Origin of the sequence: Microcystis panniformis FACHB-1757 (assembly GCF_001264245.1) — a bacterium.
GTDB classification, from domain to species: domain Bacteria; phylum Cyanobacteriota; class Cyanobacteriia; order Cyanobacteriales; family Microcystaceae; genus Microcystis; species Microcystis panniformis.
The window spans coordinates 4,171,607-4,197,700 of the sequence record NZ_CP011339.1 but is presented as its reverse complement, the minus strand read 5'-3'; the positions used below and the strand labels follow the sequence as shown (position 1 = coordinate 4,197,700).

Genomic DNA, 26,094 nt, shown 5'->3' with positions numbered 1-26,094 from the left:
AGATAATGACGGCTAATTTTGAATGGGATGAAGACAAAGCTAAGACAAATCTGAGAAAACATGATATTTCTTTTAATGAGGCTAAAACTGTCTTTGAAGATACCTATTCTTTGACTTTAGATGATCCCACTCATTCAATCTTAGAAGATCGTTTTTTGACAATTGGTTATTCTAGTCAAAACCGCTTGCTTTTAGTTGTTCATAGTCAAAAACAAGGAAACATCAGAATCATTACTGCTAGGAGAGTAACTAAACATGAAAGAAAAATCTATGAACAAAGTAATCAATGATCCCATCAAAGATGACGAAATGTTAGATGATTATTCTCAGTTTTTAACGGAGTCTCATTTAAAAAATGCAGTGAGAGGAAAGTATGCTTGTTCTTTAGGAGATAAGGATGCTTCTACCATTAAGATTATAGCAGAAAATGAAGAGAGATATGTTAACATGAAAACCATTGAAGTTGAAGCATTCGTTAACAATGAAGGTCAATTAACCGTACAAGTTCCTTCAAATTTAAAAGAAGGACAATATCAGGCTGTATTAATTATAGAAGAACCCAAAAATGAAAATCAATGATCTTAGAATAGTTGACACTCCCGTTGCCTAAAGGCGTGGGGATTCTTCATTCACGGGGAGATGCCTTGCAAAAGCAGTGCTTTTACTCGGTCTTACTCTCCCTCAGCAAAGCAGTAGCGGTATGCCCTACCGCCAATATTCGTAAACCGGGAGCATCTCACTTACGCGATGAGTAATTATACTTAGCCTAAAAGCCACTCTTAATCGTGTCTTGGAACGAAATAGAGGCTTTTAAAGACCGCGTACATGGAGAATTAAAACAAGAATTACCCTCGAAAAGCCTATTTTTCTACTAAGTATTTATGCTCATTGCAAAGGTGAGATGCTCCCCGTAAACCTTCCGGGGTCGAATAATTAAAGTCAGTAAGAGAGTCGCCTCTCCTACTGCTCTACAAAACGGAACGTGACAATTTCTCGTCATTCCGCTCCTCAACTACACGGGGTTTGTCATTCCTACGTCATTACCAACATATCCTTTACCCAGATGTAATTATCTGGTATGGGCGGTTCTGGCTTGACACTATTGCAGTCAGATTTGTTGCCTAGACTGCCATCATTGGCTGTCTTTTCATCATGGCAATGTCGATGAAGAAGTTGGAGGTTATTGTAACTGTTATTCCCCCCTAGTGATTTAGGGGTGATGTGGTCTATCTCCATTAAATCCCCATCTCTTAAGAAGTGTCCACAGTGAGTACATTTCCCTTTTTGCTTTTTCAACAGTTTTGAAATTTCTGTTGGCATTTCGGGATGAGTCCCCATTCTTGAACTCCAATAAACTAGGTTTCCATCGTAGGGTGAGGCGTTCCCTTTGACCTTCACATAGCGTCGGATTTCCGTTTCTCTATGTTCGTACAACCTTAGAGGATTATTTTCTTCTCTGGTTGTGAAAGCCCAGTTATTGCCACCTATTGTGTGAAAGTGTCTTTTAGAAATCCACTTTCTTCCTTTGTTTCGATGGCGTTTTATCCCCCATTTGATGAGTTTATGCCCTAGGATGTGGGTTAATCTTTCAAAGATTTTCTGACTAACCACTGTTGAGAAGTAATTGCACCATCCTCTTATTACAGGGTTTAACCTTTTAATGAGTTCAGCTTGGTTGATTCCCTTGCTGGTGTTTATGATGCGTTTAAGTAGGGTTTGCTGAAAAAGTAAAAAACAAAAACTCTCAAAAATCAGCCCGAATTTAAGATAAGTTTTTCTGTTGAGAAATCAGCTTTTTTATCATCTTTTCTAATCAAAGAGGGATGAATAAAGCTAAATTTAGATGTATAAAGAAATAGGGACAAAAAAAGACAGTTAACCTGTCTAAGCAGGTTAGAAAGATTGATGACTAAAAAAGTAATGGCAATGGAAGTTTCTGAAGTTTTATCAAGTTTTGTCATGATACAATCAAGACTATATCTTCTTTTTGCTTGACCAAATTTACCTTCAATTGCATTCCGAATTCCTTCATCCTCAAGAGCTTGTTTTTTAGTTTCTTTACTAATATTTTTAGGTGGTCTTCCTAGAGGAACTCCACTGATTCTAATTCCTCTTTCTTTACACCAAGCTAGATTTTTTCTAGTTCGATAAATTTTATCAACATGAACTGATTCTGGATAATATCCTGTGAATTCTTTATACTCTTCTACTTGCGCTTGTAAGTCCCCAGATTCATTAAAATTATCCCAACTTAAATGGTCTAAAAATACATAACTCTCAAAACAGCTTACTGAGATTTTTGCTCCAAATTCAACTGGTTTTCCTGCTTTTCCTCTAACGATAGGGCGGATGTGTGGTTGGGTTATACTCACAATTCTATCATCAATTCTCGATGATTTATTTTCCCACATCCACAATTGTTGACGATAAACTTCTGTCACCACTAACAACATTTTGTAGTTTCTTTTGCTGAGACTACTTAACTCTGATCCCCCCTCGATTAATTTCTCTATTTGAGATAGATTTCTTTTGATATATTGCAGTTGCTTCTTGATAGCTTCTCGTCTTTCTTTTTGAGAACAACGACGTTTTTTGGCTACTTTTAAATAATCTTTTCTCGCTCTTTTTCTATAAGTTCTTGGCTTTTTCTTCAGCTTGATTCTCAAACTTTGATAGAGACAATCTAGAATGTTTTCTGTTTTCTTTCTTGCTTGATTTAATATCCCTAAATCCTGGGGATAACTTAGATCAGCAGGTGCGCAACTTGCATCTAATATTAATTTTCCTTTATTTTTTATTTGACTCTCTTTTTCTTCTTCTTTTCTTTCACTTTTTTCTTCAATTTCCTTCTTTTTTCTCTCTCTCATCACCATTCTTTTATTAATTTTATTGATTAAATTCTTACTGATTCTTTTACGAAAATTAACGAACATTGTCGCATCAAATAGAGCTTCATTACTATAGGCTGACATCCCTAGAAAATACTGTAAATAGGGGTTTTCCTTGATTTGCTCTATGGTTTCCCTGTCGCTTGTTTTTAATTTTTCCTTAATAATTAATGCTCCTAATGCCATCCTAAATGGTTTGGCTGGCGCACCCATTTCTTCGTCAAAATTTTGGGCATATTCTTCTTCAAATTCTTCCCAGGGAATTAACTCTGCCATTATTATCCAGCGATTATCTGCTGATAATTTTCCCTCAAAAGGCAACTCAAAGTTTTCTGGGGCAATTGAAGACTCGTTCGTTTTTCGGTACATATGTTCTTGTCGGATAAGTGCAAGGGTATTTTAGCAATTTTAGCCGTTTTCTGTCCCTTTTTCTTGACTTTTTGGGAATTTAATATGGCTGTAATCCTTATATCATAAGTATTTCACAGTTATTCAGCAAACCCTAAGTACCTAGGCAAAATTAATTACATACTCGCCTCCAAAATTGTCCAGCACTTTTTTAACGTAAGCGAGGAGGCTCTTTCGGTCTTTATAGGCGCTAAATTCAATCCATTCATATTTTAAAAATCTCCATAATATTTCAATTAAATTTAAATGAGGTGAATAAGTGGGCAACCAAAATATTTTCAAGTTTTTCTTTTCCCATTCCTCAAGTTTCTCCATAAATGCCTCGCTGGTATGAATGGAAGCTTGGTCAATTATTATGACGGTTTTTTTCTGTATATTTTGGCAATATTTATCCAGAAAATTAATAACTATCTCGCTAGTAACCGTTCCGACCTGTGTCTCATAAAATAATTGATTATCTCGTTTCATTATTCCTAAAATATTTAGTCTTTTACCTTCAATTGGTGGTAACTTTATCGTGGTTTTTTCTTCTTGCCAAGCGTAAGGAATACAAGGCTTTGAATCCCATCCCATTTCATCCAAATATCCTATCTCAATCTCTCCTCTTTTTTCCTGTTTTTTTAGTTCTTCTAAAATAGGTAGTTTGACCTCAAGCTCCCACTCATCAGGGGTTTTGGCGACCCCTCTTCTCACCCTTTTCCACCTCATGTTGATTTTTTTTATGAGTCTTTTTATCGTGTCTTTGCTTACGGTTAATTTCCATTCTTCTACAATTTTTATCTGGATTTTTTTTAAGCTTTTCGGTTCTTCTTTTACCCAGTCAATAACTTGTTGACCTTGTGCTTCTGTCAATTTAGGTTTTCTCCCTCTTCCTCGACGATTATAAAAACCAATTAGTTTTCTATCTTCCCAGGCCGTCAACCAATTATAGATGGTCTTTCTCGTAACTCCAAATATTCCGCTCAATTCTTCTATCGTGGTTCCCTGAAAACTTAAGAGTATACATTTCGCTCGCTCTCTTACTTGATGATGTTTACTAGCTCGATAAATTCTCTCTAGCATTTTCTGGCTCTCGGGGTTTAGGTCTCTAATCAATCTCATTGTATTTTCCTGCTGCTTCGTTTTTTTATGTATTATACTTCTTAATTTTTTATTTGGGTAATTAATTTTGCATGACTACTTAAGTTCTCTATAGTGTCTTATTTGACTCTCTTTGTTAGGGGTTATTATTGTTTTGAAACCAAGCAGATTACCTCTGACTTTTCCCGAGGTGTATTTACCGACGGGAAATTGTCTTATATTAAACCCTAGAAAGTCGAATCCAGCTTGTTCGCTTTCATCTTCTCTCAGTGTGTGGGCTATTCTTGTTTTACTTGGTTTTAACTCAAGTCCGATGTTTTGTAACCATCCCTCTATTTCCTTTTTGATTAGGAGAATAACCCCTAGGTTTTCATGTAGTACCACAAAATCGTCTGCATATCGGATTAAGGTCACTGATTTTATTTTGTCTCTAACACTCATTTGTGTCCCGTCTTTGCGTTTCATGTCAAATGAGGGTGCTAGATTCATAACCAATTCCTCTAACCCATGAAGTGCTATATTTGCCAATAATGGCGATAACACTCCGCCTTGCGGTGTACCTTCTGAGGTTGGGAATAACTGTTTGTCGTCTATGACTCCTGCTTTTAACCATGATTTGATTTGTTTCCTCATGGTTGGGTAGGTGTTAAGTTTTTCTAACAGTTTTTGATGGTCAATGCGGTCAAAGCATTTAGCTATATCTGCATCAAGAACATACTTTGCCTTTTTGTTAATGGCTTGGAATATCCCTGCTATAGCATCGTGACAAGAGCGTCCTACTCTAAATCCATAGCTGTTAGGCTCGAATTTGGCTTCCCACTCTGGTTCTAGTACCAGTTTAGCTAGTGCTTGTAAGGCACGGTCTTTCATGGTAGGTATTCCTAAAGGTCGTTTTTCGCCGTTGGGTTTGGGAATCCATACTCGGCGTGTGGGTTTGACCTTTGTTCCCAAGTTTAGTTCAGTCATTAGGGTTAACCGTTGTTTTGGGGTTAGAGATTTAACTCCATCCACACCTGCGGTTTTCTTTCCTTGATTGTCTTGGGTTACTCTACGCACCGCTAACGCTTTAGCACTGTAGGACTTTAACAATAATTTTGGAGTCTGTGAACCTTCTTGACATCTCCACAACTAGACGCTCTGAAAATTCGTTTTTGTAACTTAAAAACCTGACGTTCAACCTTTTTCCAATTGATGTCTTGCCAAGTCTTCCATTTATCCATCTGTTGAACAGTGGTCATAACTTTTACATTACTACTTACAACTTTTCATTCCATGTAATCGTGAGTCCGTCTGCATATCCTATTCGTTACAAATAGGCGTTGGCTTTTGACTCAATCTTTCCCTACTATTACCTGCTGTATTGCAGAGTTTTCGTCTTAGCTGACTGCTCTTAGTTTTCGACCTTTACTAAAGAGTAATAATAGGGTTACTTCGTTCCTCATAACCTTTGGTTTGTTCCCTTTAGGATGTCATCTCTTTACCGAGTTTTTGGGTAACGCTTGGTATATCGATACAAATCCTTATACCACCCTATACTATTGACCTTTTGGTAAGTAGTCATGCAAAATTAATTACCTGCCCGATCGAGCTAAAACCCTTACGGGGCAATGATCGTCATGTGTAAATAATTTTGCCTAGGTACTTACTGGCAGTGTGTCAGCCTTATTTCACTGCTTCGCCGTAACGGTAATTCGGACGATGACTTAACTTTCGTTATCCATAGGAACTTGCTTACGGTTGACTTATTTAGGCTATAAGTCGCTTTTTCCGCTCGATTCCCTGCTTTACGGATTGATGGCTAGTCGCTACCGTAAGGGCGTTTGCTTTCATTCCTGCGTCTGGAAGGTAAGACTTGGGGTTTCTAGGATACTAGCCCTCACTTACAAGGTTATGAAGTTGTCATCTGCTGAGGATTAAAGTGCGTACTCAACCCAGTTAGGGTTACTCAACAGAGGCCAGTCATCCCCCTATTTCTAGGTTTCGACTGAACGAATCGCACTTCTTAGCGGCGTTGATGTCCCTATCGTGGTTTTCGACCCATTTAGGGCATTGCCAGCTACGAATATCTAAGCTCAAACTATCAACACGGTTTAAGCAGTTACTACAGGTCTTGGAACTAGGAAAGAATCTATCTACTTCGATGTAGGTTTTTCCATCCCATTCAGCCTTGTACTTCAACATAGTGCAGAATTGCCCCCAACCAGCATCACTGAGTGACTTTGCTAGTTTTGGGTTTTTGACCATGTTTCTAACTGCCAGATTTTCTACCACTATGACTTGGTTTTCGTCAACTAATTTACGACTTAGCTTATGTAGAAAATCTTCACGACAACGAACAATTTTAGAGTGAACTTTAGCAACTTTAATTCTAGCTTTATTTCGGTTGTTAGAGCCTTTTTGTTTGCGGCTTAGTTTCTTTTGTCTCCTCGCTAATCTTTGTTCGTACTTACGATAGTATTTAGGATTCCCGTGTTTAGTCCCATCTGATGTAATAGCAAAATGGGTTAGTCCAACGTCTATCCCAACAGCTTTTCCTTCTGATGATTTTTGGGGTAAATCCTGACCATCATCATAAAGACAAGATGCGAAATATTCTCCCGATGGATTAACTGAAACCGTAACAGACTTTAAGGTTCCCTCTGGTTGCCGTGAGACTTGGCAATGAACTTCACCAATTTTAGGCAATACCAGAACATCATCTTTTAACTTACAGTGCTGAGGAAATCTAATCGACTGTTTATTTTGCTTTTTCTTGGCTCTTCGGGAATTGTTATGCAAATAATTAACTTAAAATAAAATTCGATGAGAGCGCCTACGCTCAAAAGTAGCTGAAATCCATACAGGGAAGGACTTAAGGCACAAACAGGTTAATACCAAAAGATAGACAATTGAGTTAAGATTTGATATAATAGCCAAAAACGAGATTATTTTACTTATGATACTTGACAAATTTTTGAACCTAAAAGGAACCTGTATTCAAGGCTATCTACACCTAGAAAATATCGGTATAGTTTGCCGAATCGAATCGAAAAATCAAAAAGCAACCTGTCCTCGTTGTGGGTTAGAGAGCGATAAACTCCACCAAAATCATCGACATTTAGTCAAAGATTTACCAATCTCAGGACAACCAGTGTACCTACAGGTTAATCGTCGTCAATTTAAGTGCGATAATTGTCAGAAACCCTTTAGCGAAGAGTTAGATTTTGTCGCCAAGAAACGAACCTATACGAAAAGACTAGCCGAGAATATACTCGAACAATTAAAAGAAGGAGATATTTTAAATGTTAGTCGAAGAAATGACGTAACGGAAGAAGAGATTCAAAGAATGATAGAGGACATAGCTGAAGAAATTACAGAGACAGACCTATCGAAATTAAAAAGACTAGGAATTGACGAAATCGCTCTAGTCAAAGGACAAAAAAATTACTGTGCGGTTTTAGTAAATTTAGATACGGGAAAACTAATAGCTATTCTAGAGAAGCGAACACAAGAAGAATTGAGGGAAACGCTTACAGGGTGGGGAAAAGAGGTGTTAGAGCAAATTGAAGAAGTCAGCATAGACCTTTGGTTGCCCTATAAAAATTTGGTGAAAGAATTGATGCCATCGGCCGAGGTAGTCGCCGATAGATTCCATGTAATGAAACAAATTAATCAAGAGTTAGACGAACAAAGAAAAGCAGAAAAAAGAGCCGTAGAAGCGCAGAAAAATAAAAAACAGAAAGCGGAAAAAGAAGCGAAGCTAGAAGTTTTAAAGCGAAGTAAATATAGCTTGTTAAAAAATGAAAAAGATTTAACGGAAACTCAAAAAATCAAACTAGAAGCTATCAAAGAAAATTTCCCAAATTTGAAAAAGATGCACGAGTTAAAGGAAGAATTTAGAAAGATTTATGAAACCTCAGAGAATCCGACAGAAGGACTGCTATCCATCTCGGAATGGTTGGCAAAATCCTCCAGTGTTTTTACCAAGAGTTGTCAAACAATCCGAAACTGGTTTGGAGAAATAATTAGTTATTTCGAGCGAAGGACAACGAATGGGGTGGTCGAGGGAATCAACAATAAACTTAAACTAATAAAACGGAGAGGCTATGGCTTTAGAAACTTTCGGAATTTTTGGGTTAGAAGTATGTTATCTTGGCATCTTGTATGTTGATTTAGCATAAAGGGTAACGAAGAGCCTTTTTCTTGAAGTTAGGATATTTAGCTCTACCTTCAAAAAAGTTAAGGAAAGCACTAGAAAGATTTAAAGCGGCTTGCTGTAATACCTGCGATGGTACTTCGCTTAACCACTCATACTCTTTTTTTAAGGAAGGCAGCAGCTTAATTATTTCGTTTCTGCTTAATCCTTTTCCAGTTTGCTTGTAAGTTTCGGATGTTAAGTTGAGAGCGTAATTGTAAAACCATCTAGCACAGCCAAACGACTTGGCAAGCAAAACGGATTGCTCACTGGTCGGTTGCCCTAAGCCAGATATGTCACCATTCTGGCTCGGCTTCAAAACGGTGCGTGAGACTTTCACCTCACACCGCTCCTCTCTCCAATGGCTCTTTGTCATGAGTACCAGTTTTATCTAATGCAGTTTTAGAATCGTGGCAATGTCGATGGAGTAACTGTTTATTATCTCGATTGTTTTTACCCCCTTTTGATTTAGGGATAATGTGGTCGGTTTCGAGTATGTCTCCATCTTGGAAATATAGTCCACAATATGCACAGCGTCCTTGCTGTCTTTTGAGTAATACAGCTTTTTCTGGTGGCATTTCTGGGTGTTTACCCATTCGACTACTCCAATATATTAAATCCCCATCATAGGGACTTTTATCCCCTTTCACCTTGACGTATCTTACGATTTTTGTATCTAGGTGTCTTGCCAGTTTGAAGGGGTTTTTACCTTCTCTTGTGCTGAATACCCAATTATCTTTTCCCTCAGTATGCCAATATTTACGCATTATCCAAGTTTTGTTTTTCATTGGGTGTCGTCTGTATGCCCATCTTTTGAGTTTTTCAAAGAAGTGGTAATCACAATCTGTGAATGTTTTTGAGCTTACTACTGATGAATAGTAATTGCTCCATCCTCTAATGATTGGATTGAGTCGTTTGATTAAGGCATCCTGTGGGGATGACTTCTGACTATTTACTACTTCTCCCAATTTCTTTAGATGGGACTTGACTTTTTCAGCACTAGGCTTGATTAGGTTTTTAAAACCTAGTTTGACTCCTTTACTACTTTTTGCCCCGTGATGTTTTCCGACTTGGTGTTGCCTGATGTTGAATCCGAGAAAATCAAGTCCAACGTAATCATCATAAGTTTCAAGAGTATGGGATATTCTTGTTTTACTAGGCTTCAGTTCTAGCCCCATTTCTGCTAACCATTGTTCAATGATTTCCTGACATTCCTTTATTACCTTTAAATCTTCGGCTCTTCTCGACTTTGTGTGATAATTTTTGCTTATGGAACCCTGAAGTGCTTATTGGGCAAAACTTTTAGGACTATTTTGCGGATATTCTATCGGTATAGACCTCGTTTCCACACAGAAACCAGAAGAGCCAATCTTCGTGCAGGATAACAAAATCATCTGCATATCTGATTAGGGTTAAGGCTTGTTCATTTTTGGATTTATTGCCTTTCAGAGTTCTTGCATATTGCTTAACTCTTTCTTCCATGCCGTGTAAGGCTATGTTAGCTAGTAAGTACCTAGGCAAAATTATTTACACATGACGATCATTGCCCCGTAAGGGTTTTAGCTCGATCGGGCAGGTAATTAATTTTGCATGACTACTTAAAGCCCACATTCCGCACCCTCAACTGTCACATAAGCTGTCCCCCTCCAGAGACTTGAGTAAAAATACTTATCTGGTGAAGGTTTTCTCGGTGGCCGTTAGGGGGATATTGAGACCCCTAATTATGAAAAAATAGGAATTGTTGGAAAACTTAGGCAGTGGGCTGTTCGACCATGAATCAATCAACAGAAATTGAAGTCAAAAATCTAGACCATCTGGGATTAGTAGCCGGAATTATCGATGAAATAGGAATCGTTGAAATTATCAACGAACAAGTCTCAATTGAGCGAGGAGAAATTGTCACAGCGGGGCAAGTCGTGAAAGCAATTATCCTGAACGGATTGGGATTTGTCTCCCGGGCCTTGTATTTATTTCCTCAATTTTTTGAAGATAAAGCAACCGAACATCTGCTGGGAGAAGGCATCGAAGCAAAACACCTGAATGATGATAAAATTGGTCGAGTGATGGACAAACTTTATCAACTGGATGTTTCGGGGATTTTCCTACTCATTAGTTTAGCAGCCGTGAAAAAATTTGGTGTAGCAACCGAGAACTCCCATTTAGATTCGACTTCTCTATCAGTAGAAGGAGAATATAACAAGGAATACCCAACAGTAGAAATCCTGAAATCAGGAGCAGTGGGAGAAGAAATTGAAACCAGACAACAGCCAATAAAAATTACCCACGGATACTCCCGCGACCGACGACCTGACTTAAAACAATTTATGATTGACTTAATCGTAAGTGGGGATGGAGATGTACCTTTATTGCTGAAAGTAGGGGACGGAAATGAAGCAGACAAAGCGGTTTTTGGTCAAATCGCCCGAGAATTTCAAAAACAAGTTGACTTTGACAGTTTAATAGTCGGCGATAGCGCCCTCTATAGCAAAGAGAATTTAAAACTAATGAAAGAAATGCGTTGGTTGTCTCGAGTCCCCTTCAGCATTAAAGAGGCTCAAGAGTTAGTCGATAGCATCTCAGAAAAAGAGTTAACCGATGCAGAAATACCGGGTTATTCCTGGCGGGAAACAAGCTCTAACTATGGGGGAATAGAACAAAGATGGTTGCTAGTTGAAAGTCAAGCTAGACAAGAATCAGACTTGAAAAAATTAGAGAAAAAAATCGAGCAGGAAAAGAATTCTGCCCAAGAAAAAATCCGGCAACTATCCCGAAGAGAATTTGAGAATAGAGCGGTGGCGTTGGCGATAGCCAAAGGATTATCTGACTCCTTAAAATATCATCAGTTAACGGAGATTAAAGTCAATCTCATTCCGCCTGAGACGAGAGCAGTCAAAACTCAAATCAAAAGACGATTTACCCTCTCAAAGCTATCAAGTTCAAGCCGAATTAGAGTTGAATTTGCCAGCGATTGAGAGGCTAAAGAAACGAGCAGGACGATTCATTTTAGCAACTAACGATTTGGAGAAAAAACGATTAAGCAGTGAGGATATACTCAAAAAATATAAGGGGCAACAAGCTCCAGAAAGAGGATTTTCTTTTCTCAAAGACCCCGGCTTTTTTGCCCACAGTGTCTTTCTCAAATCTCCCCATAGAATCGAGGTCATGGCCCTGCTCACGTTGCTCGTGCCTGTTGGTTTATACTATTGGCCAAAGACAACTTCGCCTGAATTTAAAACAGCAGGAGACGGGACTGAAAAATCAGTTGGGTAAGTTAACTGACCGACCAACATTACGCTGGATATTTCAGAACTTTCAAGGGATTCATCTCCTACGTATTCAAGACAATCAAAAGATTAGCAACTTAACGGATGAGAGGCGCAACATTTTGAGATTTTTTCCCAAACCTTGCCAGGAATATTATCTCTTATCTTGACCAGATGGATTGACTTCCAGGGGTGACAAAACAAAGCGAGCAACTGGAACATCGGCTCTTCTGGTTTCTGTGTGGAAACGAGGTCTATACTGATAGTTTCTTCGACAAAATAGTCCTAAAAGTGTTGCCCGATAAGCATTTCACGATTCCATAAGCAAAAATTATCACACAAAGTCGAGAAGAGCCGAACATCTCCCCCTAGATGTTAAGTCTGATTGCCTAGTCATTCTCAATAAGCACTGTTTATTGCGAATGACTGGGGGAACCCTGGAATTTTCGGCTTAGTTGCCGGCAGCTTGCCGCCAACTCACTCCTCTAGATAAGTATTTTGACTCAGGCATCTTCCTCTTTTGAGACGTTGTGACACTTAGGGTGCGGAATGTGGGAAGTAGTCATGCAAAATTAATTACCTGCCCGATCGAGCTAAAACCCTTACGGGGCAATGATCGTCATGTGTAAATAATTTTGCCTAGGTACTTAATGAAAAAGTTATGAACACGGCAACAAAACCGATGTATGAATGGAAGGACATCAACTGGCGAAAAGCTGAAAGATGTGTTTTTAAGTTATCAAAAAGAATATTCAAAGCCAGTCAACGGGGTGATGTCAAATTAGTCCACAAATTACAAAGGCTACTCCTAAAAAGCTGGTACGCCAAACTGATAGCCGTCAGACGGGTTAGCCAAGATAATCAAGGCAAGAAAACCGCCGGGGTAGATGGGATAAAATCCTTAACACCCAAACAAAGAATGGCACTTGTCAATCATCTAAAACTTGGCAATAAATCAAAACCAACTCGTAGAGTATGGATACCAAAACCCAATACGGATGAAAAGCGACCTCTAGGGATTCCCACCATGTACGAACGGGCATTACAAGCCTTAGTAAAACTGGCATTAGAACCCGAATGGGAAGCAAAATTTGAACCTAACAGTTATGGATTTAGACCAGCACGTTCAGCCCATGACGCAATCGGAGCAATCTACATAAGCATCAACAAAAAGCCCAAATATGTGCTAGATGCGGACATAAGTAAATGCGGCTCTTCGTTACCCTTTATGCTAAATCAACATACAAGATGCCAAGATAACATACTTCTAACCCAAAAATTACGAAAGTTTCTCAAGCCATAGGCTCTCCGTTTTATTAGTTTCAGTTTATTGTTGATTCCCTCGACCACCCCATTCGTTGTCCTTCGCTCGAAATAACTAATTATTTCTCCAAACCAGTTTCGGATTGTTTGACAACTCTTGGTAAAAACACTGGCGGATTTTGCCAACCATTCCGAGATGGATAGCATTCCCTCTGTCGAATTCTCTGAGGTTTCATAAATCTTTCTAAATTCTTCCTTTAACTCGTGCATCTTTTTCAAATTTGGGAATTTTTCTTTGATAGCTTCTAGTTTGATTTTTTGAGTTTCCGTTAAATCTTCTTCATTTTTTAACAGACTATATTTACTTCGCTTTAAAACTTCTAGCTTCGCTTCTTTTTCCGCTTTCTGTTTTTTATTTTTCTGCGCTTCTACCGCTCTTTTTTCTGCTTTTCTCTGTTCGTCTAACTCTTGATTAATTTGTTTCATTACATGGAATCTATCGGCGACTACCTCGGCCGATGGCATCAATTCTTTCACTAAATTTTTATAGGGCAACCAAAGGTCTATGCTGACTTCTTCAATTTGCTCTAACACCTCTTTTCCCCACCCTGTAAGCGTTTCCCTCAATTCTTCTTGTGTTCGCTTCTCTAGAATAGCTATTAGTTTTCCCGTATCTAAATTTACTAAAACTGCACAGTAATTTTTTTGTCCTTTGACTAGAGCGATTTCGTCAATTCCTAGTCTTTTTAATTTCGATAGGTCTGTCTCTGTAATTTCTTCAGCTATGTCCTCTATCATTCTTTGAATCTCTTCTTCCGTTACGTCATTTCTTCGGCTAAAATTTAAAATATCTCCTGATTTTAATTGTTCGAGTATATTCTCGGCTAGTCTTTTCGTATAGGTTCGTTTCTTGGCGACAAAATCTAACTCTTCGCTAAAGGGTTTCTGACAATTACCGCACTTAAATTGACGACGATTAACTTGTAGGTACACTGGTTGACCTGAGAGCGGTAAATCTTTGACTAAATGTCGATGATTTTGGTGTAGTTTATCGCTCTCTAACCCACAACGAGGACAGACTGCTTTTTTATTTTTCGATTCGATTTGGAAAACTATACCGATATTTTCTAGGTGTCGATAGCCTTGAATACAGGTTCCTTGTAGGTTCAAAAATTTGTCAAGTATCATAAGTAAAATAATCTCGTTTTTGGCTATTATATCAAATCTTAACTCAATTGTCTATCTTTTGGTATTAACCTGTTTGTGCCGTAAGTGTCTCCCTGTATGGATGTCAGCTATTTTTGAGACTAGGTACTCTCATCGAATTTTATTTTAAGTTAATTATTTGCATAACAATTCCCGAAGAGCCGTAAATGCTTTGATCAAATAAACCACCAGAAACTACTGACAAAACTTCAAACTTACCCCAAGCTAAGACAACAAATCAAAGCATGGCTAAAGAGTGGAGTCATGGATGGAAAAAACCTATTCCCTACCAATGAAGGCACACCACAGGGAGGTGTAATCGGGAGCATCTCACTTACGCGATGAGTAATTATACTTAGCCTAAAAGCCACTCTTAATCGTGTCTTGGAACGAAATAGAGGCTTTTAACCCACATTCCGCACCCTAAGTGTCACAACGTCTCAAAAGAGGAAGATGCCTGAGTCAAAATACTTATCTAGAGGAGTGAGTTGGCGGCAAGCTGCCGGCAACTAAGCCGAAAATTCCAGGGTTCCCCCAGTCATTCGCAATAAACAGTGCTTATTGAGAATGACTAGGCAATCAGACTTAACATCTAGGGGGAGATGTTCCAGTTGCTCGCTTTGTTTTGTCACCCCTGGAAGTCAATCCATCTGGTCAAGATAAGAGATAATATTCCTGGCAAGGTTTGGGAAAAAATCTCAAAATGTTGCGCCTCTCATCCGTTAAGTTGCTAATCTTTTGATTGTCTTGAATACGTAGGAGATGAATCCCTTGAAAGTTCTGAAATATCCAGCGTAATGTTGGTCGGTCAGTTAACTTACCCAACTGATTTTTCAGTCCCGTCTCCTGCTGTTTTAAATTCAGGCGAAGTTGTCTTTGGCCAATAGTATAAACCAACAGGCACGAGCAACGTGAGCAGGGCCATGACCTCGATTCTATGGGGAGATTTGAGAAAGACACTGTGGGCAAAAAAGCCGGGGTCTTTGAGAAAAGAAAATCCTCTTTCTGGAGCTTGTTGCCCCTTATATTTTTTGAGTATATCCTCACTGCTTAATCGTTTTTTCTCCAAATCGTTAGTTGCTAAAATGAATCGTCCTGCTCGTTTCTTTAGCCTCTCAATCGCTGGCAAATTCAACTCTAATTCGGCTTGAACTTGATAGCTTTGAGAGGGTAAATCGTCTTTTGATTTGAGTTTTGACTGCTCTCGTCTCAGGCGGAATGAGATTGACTTTAATCTCCGTTAACTGATGATATTTTAAGGAGTCAGATAATCCTTTGGCTATCGCCAACGCCACCGCTCTATTCTCAAATTCTCTTCGGGATAGTTGCCGGATTTTTTCTTGGGCAGAATTCTTTTCCTGCTCGATTTTTTTCTCTAATTTTTTCAAGTCTGATTCTTGTCTAGCTTGACTTTCAACTAGCAACCATCTTTGTTCTATTCCCCCATAGTTAGAGCTTGTTTCCCGCCAGGAATAACCCGGTATTTCTGCATCGGTTAACTCTTTTTCTGAGATGCTATCGACTAACTCTTGAGCCTCTTTAATGCTGAAGGGGACTCGAGACAACCAACGCATTTCTTTCATTAGTTTTAAATTCTCTTTGCTATAGAGGGCGCTATCGCCGACTATTAAACTGTCAAAGTCAACTTGTTTTTGAAATTCTCGGGCGATTTGACCAAAAACCGCTTTGTCTGCTTCATTTCCGTCCCCTACTTTCAGCAATAAAGGTACATCTCCATCCCCACTTACGATTAAGTCAATCATAAATTGTTTTAAGTCAGGTCGTCGGTCGCGGGAGTATCCGTGGGTAATTTTTATTGGCTGTTGTCTGGTTTCAATTTCTTCTCCCACTGCTCCTGATTTCAGGATTTCTACTGTTGGGTATTCCTTGTTATATTCTCCTTCTACTGATAGAGAAGTCGAATCTAAATGGGAGTTCTCGGTTGCTACACCAAATTTTTTCACGGCTGCTAAACTAATGAGTAGGAAAATCCCCGAAACATCCAGTTGATAAAGTTTGTCCATCACTCGACCAATTTTATCATCATTCAGGTGTTTTGCTTCGATGCCTTCTCCCAGCAGATGTTCGGTTGCTTTATCTTCAAAAAATTGAGGAAATAAATACAAGGCCCGGGAGACAAATCCCAATCCGTTCAGGATAATTGCTTTCACGACTTGCCCCGCTGTGACAATTTCTCCTCGCTCAATTGAGACTTGTTCGTTGATAATTTCAACGATTCCTATTTCATCGATAATTCCGGCTACTAATCCCAGATGGTCTAGATTTTTGACTTCAATTTCTGTTGATTGATTCATGGTCGAACAGCCCACTGCCTAAGTTTTCCAACAATTCCTATTTTTTCATAATTAGGGGTCTCAATATCCCCCTAACGGCCACCGAGAAAACCTTCACCAGATAAGTATTTTTACTCAAGTCTCTGGAGGGGGACAGCTTATGTGACAGTTGAGGGTGCGGAATGTGGGCTACTTACTACTTAAGACCATTCATTCCATTGAACAGTGTGTACGTCAGCATATCCTTATCTATTACAGATAGGCGTTGGCTTCTTACACAATCCTTTCCTATATGGGGACTTCCAGAGAATAAAATACCCAACAAAAAAATAGAAAAGTGTTTTTTTGAAAAAGTAATTATTTTTGTCTAGGAAAACAAAGAGTCTCCCATTACAACCTATTTTTCCGAAAAAAAATAGCAGCATAAACTTTTATACTTCCGAGCTTTTTCGAGTATAACAAGGACAAGTTAAAGAATCAAATACAGTTTTTAGCTAACCATCTTAGTTAACTACAAACTAGGTCTTATCATAATAAATATCAATAAACCATTGCCCCAAATCGGGAAAGTCTTGATTCGTTGATTCTGTGAGACGTTCGATTTTTTCTTCGATTTTTTCCCTGGCTTTTTTAGTAAGCTTTACTCCTTTTTCGTAAGTTTCAGTAATCAACTTAACAATCGGGTGTTTTCCTTTCCAAGTCATAGTTTGGGCGAATTTCAAAGCGGTTTCGATTTCATCTAAAATACTCCCATTCCAATGGTTTTCTAACACAGCCCAGGTTCGTTCAATAGGATTATATTTACGGCTCTTCGTTACTTGTTATGGTTCGATAGGGGGGCATAAATCGACTAAATCCTTATCTGGCAAGAGACTTAATTGATTAGTTCGCTCTAGATAAAAAACAATTGACAAAAATCGCTAAATGCCTTTCTCTATAAGGGTTCCATCCCTTATAACCCCCATCCATTGCATAACACAAACCGAAGAGCCATATTTACTATGGTAGGGGGGATAGTAAGCTAAACGTATATTAACTTGATATTTTTGGGAAAACTCAACTATACGTTTCATAAACTGAGTTCGTCTCGAATTATTTTCTGAGCCATTATCTTGATTAATTATCAAAGTTTTAATTTTCTCAAAACGAGATTTTTCAGATTCCCAGAAATCCTCTAATATATCAACAATAAAGTCACTGGTGACTGTGGAGGTAGTGAAATACAAAAACAACTCATCAAATTCTGGAATAAATATTCCGTAAGGGGTTAGGGTTGTTTTCGGATTAAAATCATGATCGTTTGTTTCGACAGTTATTCTATTTTTACCTCCTCGATCAAACAGTCCAATATTAACACGGGCTTTGGCATCTAAACTAAGACGTAACATCGTAGGGTCTTCATCCGCTTCCCGATTAATGTTAGCTAATTCCTCAAAGATTGCCTCGGTTTCTGGAATTTTTTTTGAGGTAAAACTTTAGCGATTCTTTTCAGACGATAACCTAAGTTATTTAATTTAACCCGAATAGTTTCCTCGCTCGGTAAATCCTCATCACTGTACCCATATTTAGAGATTAATTGCTTTCGGACTTCGGCCGCACTCAGTCTCACATAAAGCCTTTGGCTTTTAAAACTTGGGTCAGTTTGGCTTTGAGAATCCACTAAATTTTTGATGTTTTCCAATAGAAAAGGTAAATGTTCTTCTGCTTTTTTCCGCCCCTTAGCTGAATGATTATCAACACAAATAATGCCTCTTTTTAGTTCTTTAATTCCTTGACGAATAGTAGTTCGATTCCAGCCTAACTCCTGTGCAGCAAGGGTTTGTCCCCCATAGCCTAATTCTAAGACTGTTTGCGCCATGAATCTTCTTTTAGCTGCACCTTTTAATTGAAGTGCAGTTTCACTGAGCAATTTCTTGAGGGAATCAGTTAATTCCATATATTCTTAAAAAGAAAAACTTGATTAATAATGTACAGGATTAATTCTACTACAAAATTGGAAGGAGGGGGCAACCATCGATCCCTACCTCCCACACTCCGAGAATGATTATTATTCTTGAGGATGAATAGTTTATTTTTTGGAAGTCCCATGAGTCTTACGCTGGTTACTACTTAGATTTCGACCTATCTAAGAGATTCATAAGGATTACTTCGTTCCCAACAACCGTATTCCTAACTTTAGTGTCTTCCTCTATACCGAAGCTGTGTAGATGATTCTGGTTGAACTCTATCTTTTCCCAGTACGTTAGCTTGTTAACATTTTGTTGCCAGCCAATAATCTGTGTAGGCTAGGTTTCAGTGACGATACTTCTGACGGAAGTTCTTATTCATACACATAGTTAGATGCTAGACAGGTTTTGATGTCAGATTCATCTTTACTGCCATTTAACCCCGCTTTTCCCCTTTTGATGACCGTTCTCCACAGGAAGGGGTTATGCTGTCACTCCATCATCTGGAGGGAAGGACTTTCACCTTCACGGTTATTGAGTTATCAAGGTTCTCAACCTTGTCCTACCCACGTCTGTTAGACTTTTGGTAGGAACGAGTCGCACGATAGATTCTGTACTTGAACGCTTTTAGCATTTTGCTTACCAAACTACATTTACTATGGTAAGCTATGTGAGCAACAATGTCAAGCCGTCCTTCGCTACGCCAGCAATTCCAAATTCAAACGGTAGTGTAGGATACAGAATTGATTTCGCTTCTGTCCCTCAAAATAGAGTGAACGAGTTGCCCATTGGGTTTTGCAGGAATGGAAGTCCAAGATTTGAGTTTTATAGGGATGCTGAGCTACTTCCACAGGGCTATCGCTGGCATGGTTGACCCGCGCAGTGCTAGCAATGCTACTCGCTACAGTCTAAAAGACGCGGTCTTGGGGGCATTTGCTAGCTTCTTTATGCAAAATGAATCCTTTCTAGAATATCAGCGTCAATTGAATAGTCGTTGTGGACGAGATAATGCTCAAAGTCTGTTTGGTCTGGTTAATATCCCGACCATAGAACAGATAAAGAATATTCTCGATAGAATAGCCGCAAAGCCTCTTTTTTCACCGTTCAAATGGATTTATCAAGGTCTGAGAGAACAAGGCTATTTGAGGCTGTTTACAGCCTTGGATGGCAACTTACTCGTCGCCCTAGATGGGACTCAGTACTATGATTCAGAGAAAATTAGTTGTCCTTGTTGCTCAACCCGCACCTCGAAACAGGGGAAGGTAACTTATCACCATCAAGCTATTTTGCCTGTAATTGTCTCTCCTGACCAAAAATCGGTCATTTCCTTGCCACCAGAATTTATCACTCCTCAAGATGGCAGTGAGAAACAAGACTGTGAGCAAAACGCGGCAAAACGCTGGATAGCGAGCCATGCGTCCTGGTTTGAAGGCCAGCCCATCACCCTCTTAGGCGACGACCTCTATAGTCGCCAACCGATGGCTGAATATTGTTTGGAACACCATTTCAACTTTATCTTTGTCTGTTTACCGTCCTCCCATCCGACTCTCTATGAGTGGGTTTCTTTCCTGGAGGCTAATCAAGAAGTCAAAACCACTCAACAGCGACGTTGGAATGGGCGATACTTTGAAATTTGGGACTATCGTTATCTCAATCAAGTCCCCCTGCGCGAACAACAACCCGCCTTACTGGTCAATTGGTGTGAGGTGACCGTTAAGCGCGAGTCGGATGGTCAACTTCTCTATCGCAATAGCTGGATTACTAACCACGACCTGACTCCCCAACGGGTCATTCTGGTCTGCGCTGCTGGACGGAGCCGTTGGCGAACCGAAAATGAGAATCACAATGTGCTCAAAACTCGGGGCTATCATTTGGAGCATAATTTTGGACATGGTCAGCAACATTTGTCCTCTTTTCTGTTGACCCTCAATCTCCTGGCTTTCTTATTTCATACTGTTCTGCATCTAGTCGATGAACGCTATCAACGGGCTCGGATGCAAAGGGGGACTCGCAGAGGCTTTTTTAACGATGTTCTTTGCTTAACCAAGTATCTGCTGTTTGAAGGCTGGCACCACCTTTTAGACTTTATGCTCGATGAGGCCATCCCTGTTACTCGCGTTAATTCTTCTTGATTTTGGATGGGGAGCTACAGGGCAAAAGCGTTTTGTATTCTGTATTCCTTGCTACATTCTGAATTTGGAATTGCTGTCGCTACGCTAAAGGACGGGGTTTTAGACCCAAATTTTCGATAAAATCCCAAAAAAAGCCCCCAATCCCTTGGAGGCTTTTTCAAAGAAAAATAACTGTCATTAACCTTCTGCTAATTTCAGATCCCGCAGGGTGCTAATATCCACTTGAATCGATGGCCCCATGGAGGAAGAAACATAAACTGTACGCCAGTAACGACCTTTGGCTCCGGAAGGACGGTTTCTGTCCACCGTTTCCTGTAAAGCTTTCAAATTGATTAACAAATCCTCGGCGCTAAAAGAAGCTTTGCCAAATTGAACGTGAACGATCCCGGTGCGATCGGCCCGGAATTCCAATTTACCCGCTTTAAACTCAGAGATTGCTCCCGTTAAATCCGTGGTTACGGTTCCCCCTTTCGGTGAAGGCATTAAACCCCGTGGACCGAGTTGACGACCTAATTTAGCCACTTTCGGCATCATATCGGGGGTGGCGATTAACACCTCGAAATCCATCATCCCCTTGGCGATTTCTTCGATTAATTCTTCTGAACCAACGATATCGGCCCCGGCGTTGTTCGCTTCCTGCACCTGTTCCCCGCGAGTAATCACCGCTACTCGCACCGTGCGTCCGGTTCCTTTGGGTAAACTTACCGTTGTCCGCAGTTGTTGGTCGGTATATTTAGGATCGATACCTAAACGAATATGAGCTTCGGCGGTTTCGTCGAATTTCGCCGTCGCTAATTCCTTTAATAATGTCAGTGCCTCTAATGGCTCGTAGGCTTTATTTTCTACCTTAGCCTGGGCATCTCGCAAACGTCGTGAAACTTTTTTTACCATCTGATTTGTTGCTCCTTGGGTAATAACGAAGCTTAACTTCTCCCCGAAATAAGATTTAGTCTGAGATCTTGACACCCATATTTCTGGCCGTTCCCGCCACAATATTCATGGCCGCTTCGATGTCGTTAGCGTTAAGATCGGGCAGTTTAGTTTGGGCGATTTCCCGTAATTGGTCGCGGGTAATGGTGGCGACAAATTTCTTGTTAGGTTCGTTGGAACCTCTTTCCACACCGGCCGCTTTGCGGATGAGAACGGAAGCGGGGGGAGTTTTGAGGACAAAGGTAAAACTACGATCCTCAAAAACGGAGATTTCCACAGGGATGATCATCCCAGCCTGATCGGCGGTTTTAGCGTTGTAATCTTTACAAAACGCCATAATATTCACCCCGTGTTGACCCAAAGCAGGACCGACCGGAGGAGCAGGGTTAGCCTTACCAGCAGGTAAAGCTAGTTTAATAATTGCGACGACTTTTTTAGCCATGATTTAGTTTTGTTTTTCGACTTGATTAAATTCCAATTCGACCGGGGTATCCCGACCAAAAATGGAGAGCAGGGCCTTGAGTTTGCCGCGCTCGGGACTAACTTCGATCACTTCCCCTTCAAAGTCCTTAAATGGACCGGATAGAACCAAGATTTGATCGCCAACTTCCATATTGATTTTGACGACGGGTTCTTGAATCTGAGCTTGTTTGAAGATGCGATCGACTTCTGACATACTCAAGGGTAGCGGGGTGACGTGACCGCGGCCGCGTCCATAGTGGCGTTTTTGTTCGGCCCCGACAAAGTTGATCACGTGGGGGGTGTTTTTCACCACCTGCCAAGCGTCATCATCCATGATCATTCTGATCAGGACATAACCGGGGAAGACTTTTTCCTCACCGTGTTGCCGTGAACCATCCTTGCGGACTTTGACGGTGGCCGCTTGGGGAATCTGGACTTGTAGAATGCGATCAGCCACATCGAGGGTGTGGATGCGCTGTTCCAAATTGGCTTTGACCCGTTTCTCACAACCGGAAGCCACCTGCACGGCATACCAACGGGGTTTTTTCGGTAGGCCGCTGAGATTGACTTCTTCGGGAAACTGCTCTTCTTCTAGATTCATGGGAACACCTTCCCCGCACCCCAGGCAAAAAATTTATCAATCAGATAGATGAGAGTGGCTACCAAAGTGACCATTAACATCACGGCCGCCGATTCACTCAAAAGTTGCTGACGGGAAGGCCAGACGACTTTGGCGAGTTCTTCTTTGGTTTCATTGACGAATTCCTTGACCTGAAAGGAGCTTCCCTCTTTCTTGTCGCTCGTGTCTTTTTCTAGGGTTTCTTTTTTGGCCACGATCGCTACTCCTTAAAATGATACTCAAGCTATCCTTAACTTATCATTTTCACCGGACAACCCACACTAACCCCCAGACATTTAGATTATGTCCTTTGCAGTTATCGGCTTGGTGATTACCAAACGCGCCCTGGAGGACTTGAACCCCCGACATCAGGTTTTGGAGACCTGCGTTCTACCAACTGAACTAAGAGCGCCCATTCGCTAAACGATTTGGCTTTTTTAAGGCCTTTATTTATTATAGCGTAGTTGTTGGCGATTGTGCAACTTTCTTGGTTAGGCTGTCGCCGGAAATTTTTTAGAGAGGGCGATCGAAACGTTCTTGTACCCTGGTGGCTTTGCCAACCCGATCGCGCAGATAGTAGAGTTTCGCCCGGCGTACTTTACCACGACGGATGATCTTGATACTGGCAACCCGCGGCGAGTGGAGCAGGAAGACTCTTTCTACCCCCACACCCTGGAAGACTTTGCGTACTGTAATCGTTTCGTTGATACCGCCATGGCGTTTGGCGATGACAATACCCTCGTAGGGCTGAATCCGCTCTTTATCTCCTTCGACGATTCGCACCCCTACCCGGATCGTGTCACCGACATGGATAATGGGCAGATCGCTCTTGAGATACTCGGCTTCGATTGATTTGATAATCTCTTCCGTTTTCATCGGCTTCCGTAAAACTGACAATTCTCTATCATACCATATTTTTTGAGTAAAAAGCAATAGCTATTAGCTTTCCTAACACTGAGCGTTGCTGACTTGCCGATGCTGTCACCAGATGTCAGGCTGATTGTCCCGGATTACGGTCATTATCAACTGCGAAGGCTCTTGCCATTAACTGCCACTCTAGAGACGGTAATAAGTACATCTCTAGAGAATTTCTCTAATCCCTAATTAACTTCTCGAACCGCGATAAATGCGATCGGCTTGGGAGGGTTCTAAATAAGTATAGCCCGGTTTTTGGGTCGAGGAGCCATTCTTTTTGGCCACAGTATTAACCGCAGGAGTCGCTTTTTTTGCTTCGGCATGAGTCCTGATATAATCCTCAGAAATCTTGAAGGGATGACTATTGGGAAGGTGACGACTGGGGGGTAAATTGTCTTCTGGTTCGGGATGGGTAATTTTACTATGGGGAGCAACAAAATCGTGTAGGATGGGATCGTAGGCTAAAATTTCGCCGGTTTCAATCCGAAAAATCCAACCGTGTAGAGATAATTTACCCTGATGTAATCGGGAACGAATAATTGGATAGCTTTGCAAATTACTTAACTGATTGAGAACATTTTCTGCTACTGTCACCTCGATCAGTTCTTCTCCTTCTAGTTCCTTGTAATTATCCTTAACTAAACGTCGAGTAGCTTCTGCTTGTTTTAACCAATTGTAAACTAAAGGCATTTCATCGGCCAGACTCTGCAATTTTAATAAACCTTTCATCGCTCCACAATGGGAGTGACCGCAGATAATCACTTGCTCGATGCCGAGAGCGTTGATAGCATATTCTATAGATGCACCTTCACCACCATTGGTTGCTCCGTAGGGAGGAATTATATTTCCCGCATTACGAATTACGAATAATTCTCCCACCTCCGCTTGGGTAATTAGGTTAGGATCGATACGGGAATCGGAACAGGTGATAAACAGGATTCTCGGTTTTTGTCCGTGGGAGAGTTGCTCAAATAATTGCCGATGTTCATCAAAATAACCACTCTGAAACTTTTCTAGTCCCTGTAGGAGTTTCTTCATAATAATTTTTCTAGTTTAGTTTGATCGCTATTTAGGGTTTGCTGAATAAATCTAAAAACCTTGTTGGGTAAGACTTTTAGACTTTTTGTCAATCAAAAAGTACCAGGTATGGGAGTGATCAGGGGGAAAATTCAGGTACTTTTTCCCTGAAAATTAGGTAATTGACCACCTCAAAACCGGTAAAATCCCACACCCCACACCCCACACCCCACACCCTGCCCCCACCGAAAAACTTTTTCAGCAGACCCTATTTAGTCGATCCTTTCAGCATTATCGCGCATGAGATAACAGCAATGCAACGGGCTAGATTAGCGATCGCTATCGGCGGCGAGATTGGTTATATCTTGTTAAGATAGGATACAGACTGTAAGCTGTTGACTATCTAAATTACTCGTTAAGATTGCAGGGGAGCGCTGGAGCTGCGGAGCAGGGAGAAGCAGTTTTAGCATTTGTACTAAAATTTTCAATACGCAGTTTAAATTCAGTACAGCTTATCTAAGCAAATTTTATTCTATGGAAACTGCAACAATTTTGGGGATTTTGATCGCTGCCGCTGTGGTGGGGATTACCGTTTTAGCTCTTGATACCGCTTTTGGACCGCCAGCTGCAGAATTAAGCGATCCTTTTGAAGATCACGAAGATTAATTCTTTCATAACCATGGGGCTATCTGCCAAGGAAAAAGTTGCTCAACGGGATCGATCGCTGGGGAGGGACAAAATCGTGTAGGATGGGATCGTAGGCGAAAACTTCGCCAGTTTCAATGCGAAAAATCCAACCGTGTAGGGACAATTTACCTTGATGTAATCGGGAACGAATAATTGGATAGGTTTGCAAATTACTTAACTGATTGAGAACATTTTCTGCTACTGTCACCTCGATCAGTTCTTCTCCTTCTAGTTCCTTGTAATTATCCTTAACTAAACGTCGAGTAGCTTCTGCTTGCTTTAACCAATTGTAAACTAAAGGCATTTCATCGGCCAGACTCTGCAATTTTAATAAACCTTTCATCGCTCCACAATGGGAGTGACCGCAGATAATCACTTGCTCGATGCCGAGAGCGTTGATAGCATATTCTATAGATGCAGCCTCACCGCCATTAGTTGCTCCGTAGGGAGGAATTATATTTCCCGCATTACGAATTACGAATAATTCTCCCACCTCCGCTTGGGTAATTAGGTTAGGATCGATACGGGAATCGGAACAGGTGATAAACAGGATTCTCGGTTTTTGTCCGTGGGAAAGTTGCTCAAATAAGGCTCTTCGGTTTGTGTTATGCAATGGATGGGGGTTATAAGGGATGGAACCCTTATAGAGAAAGGCATTTAGCGATTTTTGTCAATTGTTTTTTATCTAGAGCGAACTAATCAATTAAGTCTCTTGCCAGATAAGGATTTAGTCGATTTATGCCCCCCTATCGAACCATAACAAGTAACGAAGAGCCTCAAATAATTGCCGATGTTCATCAAAATAACCAC

The 26,094-nt window shown here is 40.4% G+C and carries 17 protein-coding genes, 1 tRNA gene and 11 pseudogenes; 9 read left to right on the top strand and 20 right to left on the bottom strand.

Annotated features, from left to right (window positions below; translation table 11 throughout):
* The first annotated feature begins 5 nt into the window (after positions 1-5).
* On the top strand, positions 6-290 hold the full coding sequence (locus tag VL20_RS20080; RefSeq protein ID WP_052278524.1) for a BrnT family toxin: 285 nt from the start codon (positions 6-8) through the stop codon (positions 288-290).
* A complete protein-coding gene (locus tag VL20_RS20075) occupies positions 256-579 on the top strand; it encodes a hypothetical protein (RefSeq protein ID WP_052277571.1) in 324 nt (107 codons plus the stop codon). The genes VL20_RS20080 and VL20_RS20075 overlap by 35 nt, the downstream gene beginning before the upstream one ends.
* A 453-nt stretch (positions 580-1,032) precedes the next feature.
* On the opposite strand, the gene VL20_RS20070 is transcribed toward VL20_RS20075, so the two are convergent.
* From VL20_RS20070 to VL20_RS20050, 5 genes and pseudogenes are all read right to left on the bottom strand, one after another.
* Positions 1,033-1,662 carry a group II intron maturase-specific domain-containing protein gene (locus VL20_RS20070; RefSeq protein WP_284526185.1) on the bottom strand — a complete coding sequence of 210 codons (630 nt, stop codon included), beginning with the start codon at positions 1,660-1,662 and terminating at the stop codon, positions 1,033-1,035.
* An 89-nt stretch (positions 1,663-1,751) separates the two neighbouring features.
* Complete coding sequence (locus VL20_RS20065) at positions 1,752-3,257, bottom strand: IS5 family transposase (RefSeq protein WP_052275229.1); 1,506 nt, start codon at positions 3,255-3,257, stop codon at positions 1,752-1,754.
* Between the two features lie 141 nt (positions 3,258-3,398).
* On the bottom strand, positions 3,399-4,397 hold the full coding sequence (locus VL20_RS20060; RefSeq protein WP_052275630.1) for an IS630-like element ISMae24 family transposase: 999 nt from the start codon (positions 4,395-4,397) through the stop codon (positions 3,399-3,401).
* A gap of 81 nt (positions 4,398-4,478) precedes the next feature.
* Positions 4,479-5,614, bottom strand: a pseudogene (locus VL20_RS20055) (reverse transcriptase domain-containing protein); the annotation flags it as partial.
* A gap of 727 nt (positions 5,615-6,341) precedes the next feature.
* A pseudogene (locus tag VL20_RS20050) lies at positions 6,342-7,130 on the bottom strand (RNA-guided endonuclease TnpB family protein); the annotation flags it as partial.
* 181 nt (positions 7,131-7,311) lie between these two features.
* On the opposite strand from VL20_RS20050, the gene VL20_RS20045 reads away from it, so the two are divergent.
* Entirely contained in the window at positions 7,312-8,526 is a 1,215-nt protein-coding gene (locus VL20_RS20045) for an ISL3 family transposase (RefSeq protein WP_052276573.1), read from the top strand.
* A 10-nt stretch (positions 8,527-8,536) separates the two neighbouring features.
* On the opposite strand, the pseudogene VL20_RS20040 reads toward VL20_RS20045, so the two are convergent.
* From VL20_RS20040 to VL20_RS33865, 3 genes and pseudogenes are all read right to left on the bottom strand, one after another.
* A pseudogene (locus VL20_RS20040) lies at positions 8,537-8,845 on the bottom strand (RNA-guided endonuclease InsQ/TnpB family protein); the annotation flags it as partial.
* Positions 8,846-8,891: 46 nt separating this feature from the next.
* Positions 8,892-9,728, bottom strand: a complete 837-nt coding sequence (locus VL20_RS20035; protein WP_284525867.1) for a group II intron reverse transcriptase — start codon at positions 9,726-9,728, stop codon at positions 8,892-8,894.
* Between the two features lie 196 nt (positions 9,729-9,924).
* Positions 9,925-10,059 (bottom strand): annotated as a pseudogene (locus tag VL20_RS33865) (RNA-directed DNA polymerase); the annotation flags it as partial.
* A gap of 263 nt (positions 10,060-10,322) precedes the next feature.
* Here VL20_RS33865 and VL20_RS20030 point away from each other — a divergent pair.
* Positions 10,323-11,983 (top strand): annotated as a pseudogene (locus VL20_RS20030) (IS1634 family transposase).
* A 491-nt stretch (positions 11,984-12,474) separates the two neighbouring features.
* Positions 12,475-13,024 (top strand): annotated as a pseudogene (locus tag VL20_RS20025) (reverse transcriptase N-terminal domain-containing protein); the annotation flags it as partial.
* Positions 13,025-13,049: 25 nt separating this feature from the next.
* Here VL20_RS20025 and VL20_RS20020 read toward each other — a convergent pair.
* Complete coding sequence (locus VL20_RS20020) at positions 13,050-14,264, bottom strand: ISL3 family transposase (RefSeq protein WP_052277569.1); 1,215 nt, start codon at positions 14,262-14,264, stop codon at positions 13,050-13,052.
* Between the two features lie 183 nt (positions 14,265-14,447).
* Between VL20_RS20020 and VL20_RS29660 the strand changes: the two are divergent.
* A pseudogene (locus VL20_RS29660) lies at positions 14,448-14,612 on the top strand (hypothetical protein); the annotation flags it as partial.
* A gap of 324 nt (positions 14,613-14,936) precedes the next feature.
* Here the strand turns inward: VL20_RS29660 and VL20_RS20015 are convergent.
* From VL20_RS20015 to VL20_RS29650, 3 pseudogenes are all read right to left on the bottom strand, one after another.
* A pseudogene (locus VL20_RS20015) lies at positions 14,937-16,597 on the bottom strand (IS1634 family transposase).
* Positions 16,598-17,094: 497 nt separating this feature from the next.
* A pseudogene (locus tag VL20_RS20010) lies at positions 17,095-17,379 on the bottom strand (ISAzo13-like element transposase-related protein); the annotation flags it as partial.
* Between the two features lie 195 nt (positions 17,380-17,574).
* Positions 17,575-18,512, bottom strand: a pseudogene (locus VL20_RS29650) (ISAzo13-like element ISMae28 family transposase); the annotation flags it as partial.
* 813 nt (positions 18,513-19,325) lie between these two features.
* Between VL20_RS29650 and VL20_RS19995 the strand changes: the two are divergent.
* Positions 19,326-20,654, top strand: coding sequence for a hypothetical protein (locus tag VL20_RS19995; RefSeq protein WP_052275264.1), 1,329 nt, complete (start codon positions 19,326-19,328; stop codon positions 20,652-20,654).
* 177 nt (positions 20,655-20,831) lie between these two features.
* Here the strand turns inward: VL20_RS19995 and rplA are convergent, their stop codons facing one another.
* From rplA to VL20_RS19960, 7 genes are all read right to left on the bottom strand, one after another.
* Positions 20,832-21,545, bottom strand: coding sequence for a 50S ribosomal protein L1 (rplA, locus tag VL20_RS19990; protein WP_052277567.1), 714 nt, complete (start codon positions 21,543-21,545; stop codon positions 20,832-20,834).
* 55 nt (positions 21,546-21,600) lie between these two features.
* Positions 21,601-22,026 carry a 50S ribosomal protein L11 gene (rplK, locus tag VL20_RS19985; protein ID WP_002761138.1) on the bottom strand — a complete coding sequence of 142 codons (426 nt, stop codon included), beginning with the start codon at positions 22,024-22,026 and terminating at the stop codon, positions 21,601-21,603.
* Positions 22,027-22,029: 3 nt separating this feature from the next.
* A complete protein-coding gene (gene nusG, locus VL20_RS19980) occupies positions 22,030-22,647 on the bottom strand; it encodes a transcription termination/antitermination protein NusG (protein WP_002765996.1) in 618 nt (205 codons plus the stop codon).
* Positions 22,644-22,880, bottom strand: coding sequence for a preprotein translocase subunit SecE (gene secE / locus VL20_RS19975; RefSeq protein WP_002765998.1), 237 nt, complete (start codon positions 22,878-22,880; stop codon positions 22,644-22,646). Before secE ends, nusG begins: the two co-directional genes overlap by 4 nt.
* Positions 22,881-23,004: 124 nt before the next feature.
* Positions 23,005-23,077 (bottom strand) — tRNA-Trp (locus VL20_RS19970).
* A gap of 101 nt (positions 23,078-23,178) precedes the next feature.
* Positions 23,179-23,541 carry a 50S ribosomal protein L19 gene (gene rplS / locus VL20_RS19965; RefSeq protein ID WP_002738040.1) on the bottom strand — a complete coding sequence of 121 codons (363 nt, stop codon included), beginning with the start codon at positions 23,539-23,541 and terminating at the stop codon, positions 23,179-23,181.
* A gap of 228 nt (positions 23,542-23,769) precedes the next feature.
* Positions 23,770-24,618: a carbonic anhydrase gene (locus VL20_RS19960; protein ID WP_002790139.1), complete on the bottom strand. Its 849-nt coding sequence runs from the start codon at positions 24,616-24,618 to the stop codon at positions 23,770-23,772.
* Between the two features lie 161 nt (positions 24,619-24,779).
* Between VL20_RS19960 and VL20_RS19955 the strand changes: the two genes are divergently transcribed.
* Positions 24,780-24,974: a hypothetical protein gene (locus VL20_RS19955; RefSeq protein WP_052277566.1), complete on the top strand. Its 195-nt coding sequence runs from the start codon at positions 24,780-24,782 to the stop codon at positions 24,972-24,974.
* Positions 24,975-25,131: 157 nt separating this feature from the next.
* Complete coding sequence (psbN, locus tag VL20_RS19950) at positions 25,132-25,263, top strand: photosystem II protein N (protein ID WP_002799553.1); 132 nt, start codon at positions 25,132-25,134, stop codon at positions 25,261-25,263.
* Positions 25,264-25,312: 49 nt separating this feature from the next.
* Here the strand turns inward: psbN and VL20_RS19945 are convergent.
* A pseudogene (locus VL20_RS19945) lies at positions 25,313-25,918 on the bottom strand (carbonic anhydrase); the annotation flags it as partial.
* Positions 25,919-26,094: the final 176 nt, after the last annotated feature.

What these genes read in the sequence shown, in the direction of transcription:
- VL20_RS20035 (WP_284525867.1), bottom strand. Translation starts at nt 9,728, where the DNA reads ATGGGGCTAGAACTGAAGCCTAGTAAAACAAGAATATCCCATACTCTT.
- VL20_RS19995 (WP_052275264.1), top strand. Translation starts at nt 19,326, where the DNA reads ATGGAAGTCCAAGATTTGAGTTTTATAGGGATGCTGAGCTACTTCCAC.
- VL20_RS20020 (WP_052277569.1), bottom strand. Translation starts at nt 14,264, where the DNA reads ATGATACTTGACAAATTTTTGAACCTACAAGGAACCTGTATTCAAGGC.
- VL20_RS19960 (WP_002790139.1), bottom strand. Translation starts at nt 24,618, where the DNA reads ATGAAGAAACTCCTACAGGGACTAGAAAAGTTTCAGAGTGGTTATTTT.
- VL20_RS20080 (WP_052278524.1), top strand. Translation starts at nt 6, where the DNA reads ATGACGGCTAATTTTGAATGGGATGAAGACAAAGCTAAGACAAATCTG.
- nusG (WP_002765996.1), bottom strand. Translation starts at nt 22,647, where the DNA reads ATGAATCTAGAAGAAGAGCAGTTTCCCGAAGAAGTCAATCTCAGCGGC.
- psbN (WP_002799553.1), top strand. Translation starts at nt 25,132, where the DNA reads ATGGAAACTGCAACAATTTTGGGGATTTTGATCGCTGCCGCTGTGGTG.
- rplA (WP_052277567.1), bottom strand. Translation starts at nt 21,545, where the DNA reads ATGGTAAAAAAAGTTTCACGACGTTTGCGAGATGCCCAGGCTAAGGTA.
- rplK (WP_002761138.1), bottom strand. Translation starts at nt 22,026, where the DNA reads ATGGCTAAAAAAGTCGTCGCAATTATTAAACTAGCTTTACCTGCTGGT.
- VL20_RS20075 (WP_052277571.1), top strand. Translation starts at nt 256, where the DNA reads ATGAAAGAAAAATCTATGAACAAAGTAATCAATGATCCCATCAAAGAT.
- VL20_RS20065 (WP_052275229.1), bottom strand. Translation starts at nt 3,257, where the DNA reads ATGTACCGAAAAACGAACGAGTCTTCAATTGCCCCAGAAAACTTTGAG.
- VL20_RS20060 (WP_052275630.1), bottom strand. Translation starts at nt 4,397, where the DNA reads ATGAGATTGATTAGAGACCTAAACCCCGAGAGCCAGAAAATGCTAGAG.
- VL20_RS20045 (WP_052276573.1), top strand. Translation starts at nt 7,312, where the DNA reads ATGATACTTGACAAATTTTTGAACCTAAAAGGAACCTGTATTCAAGGC.
- rplS (WP_002738040.1), bottom strand. Translation starts at nt 23,541, where the DNA reads ATGAAAACGGAAGAGATTATCAAATCAATCGAAGCCGAGTATCTCAAG.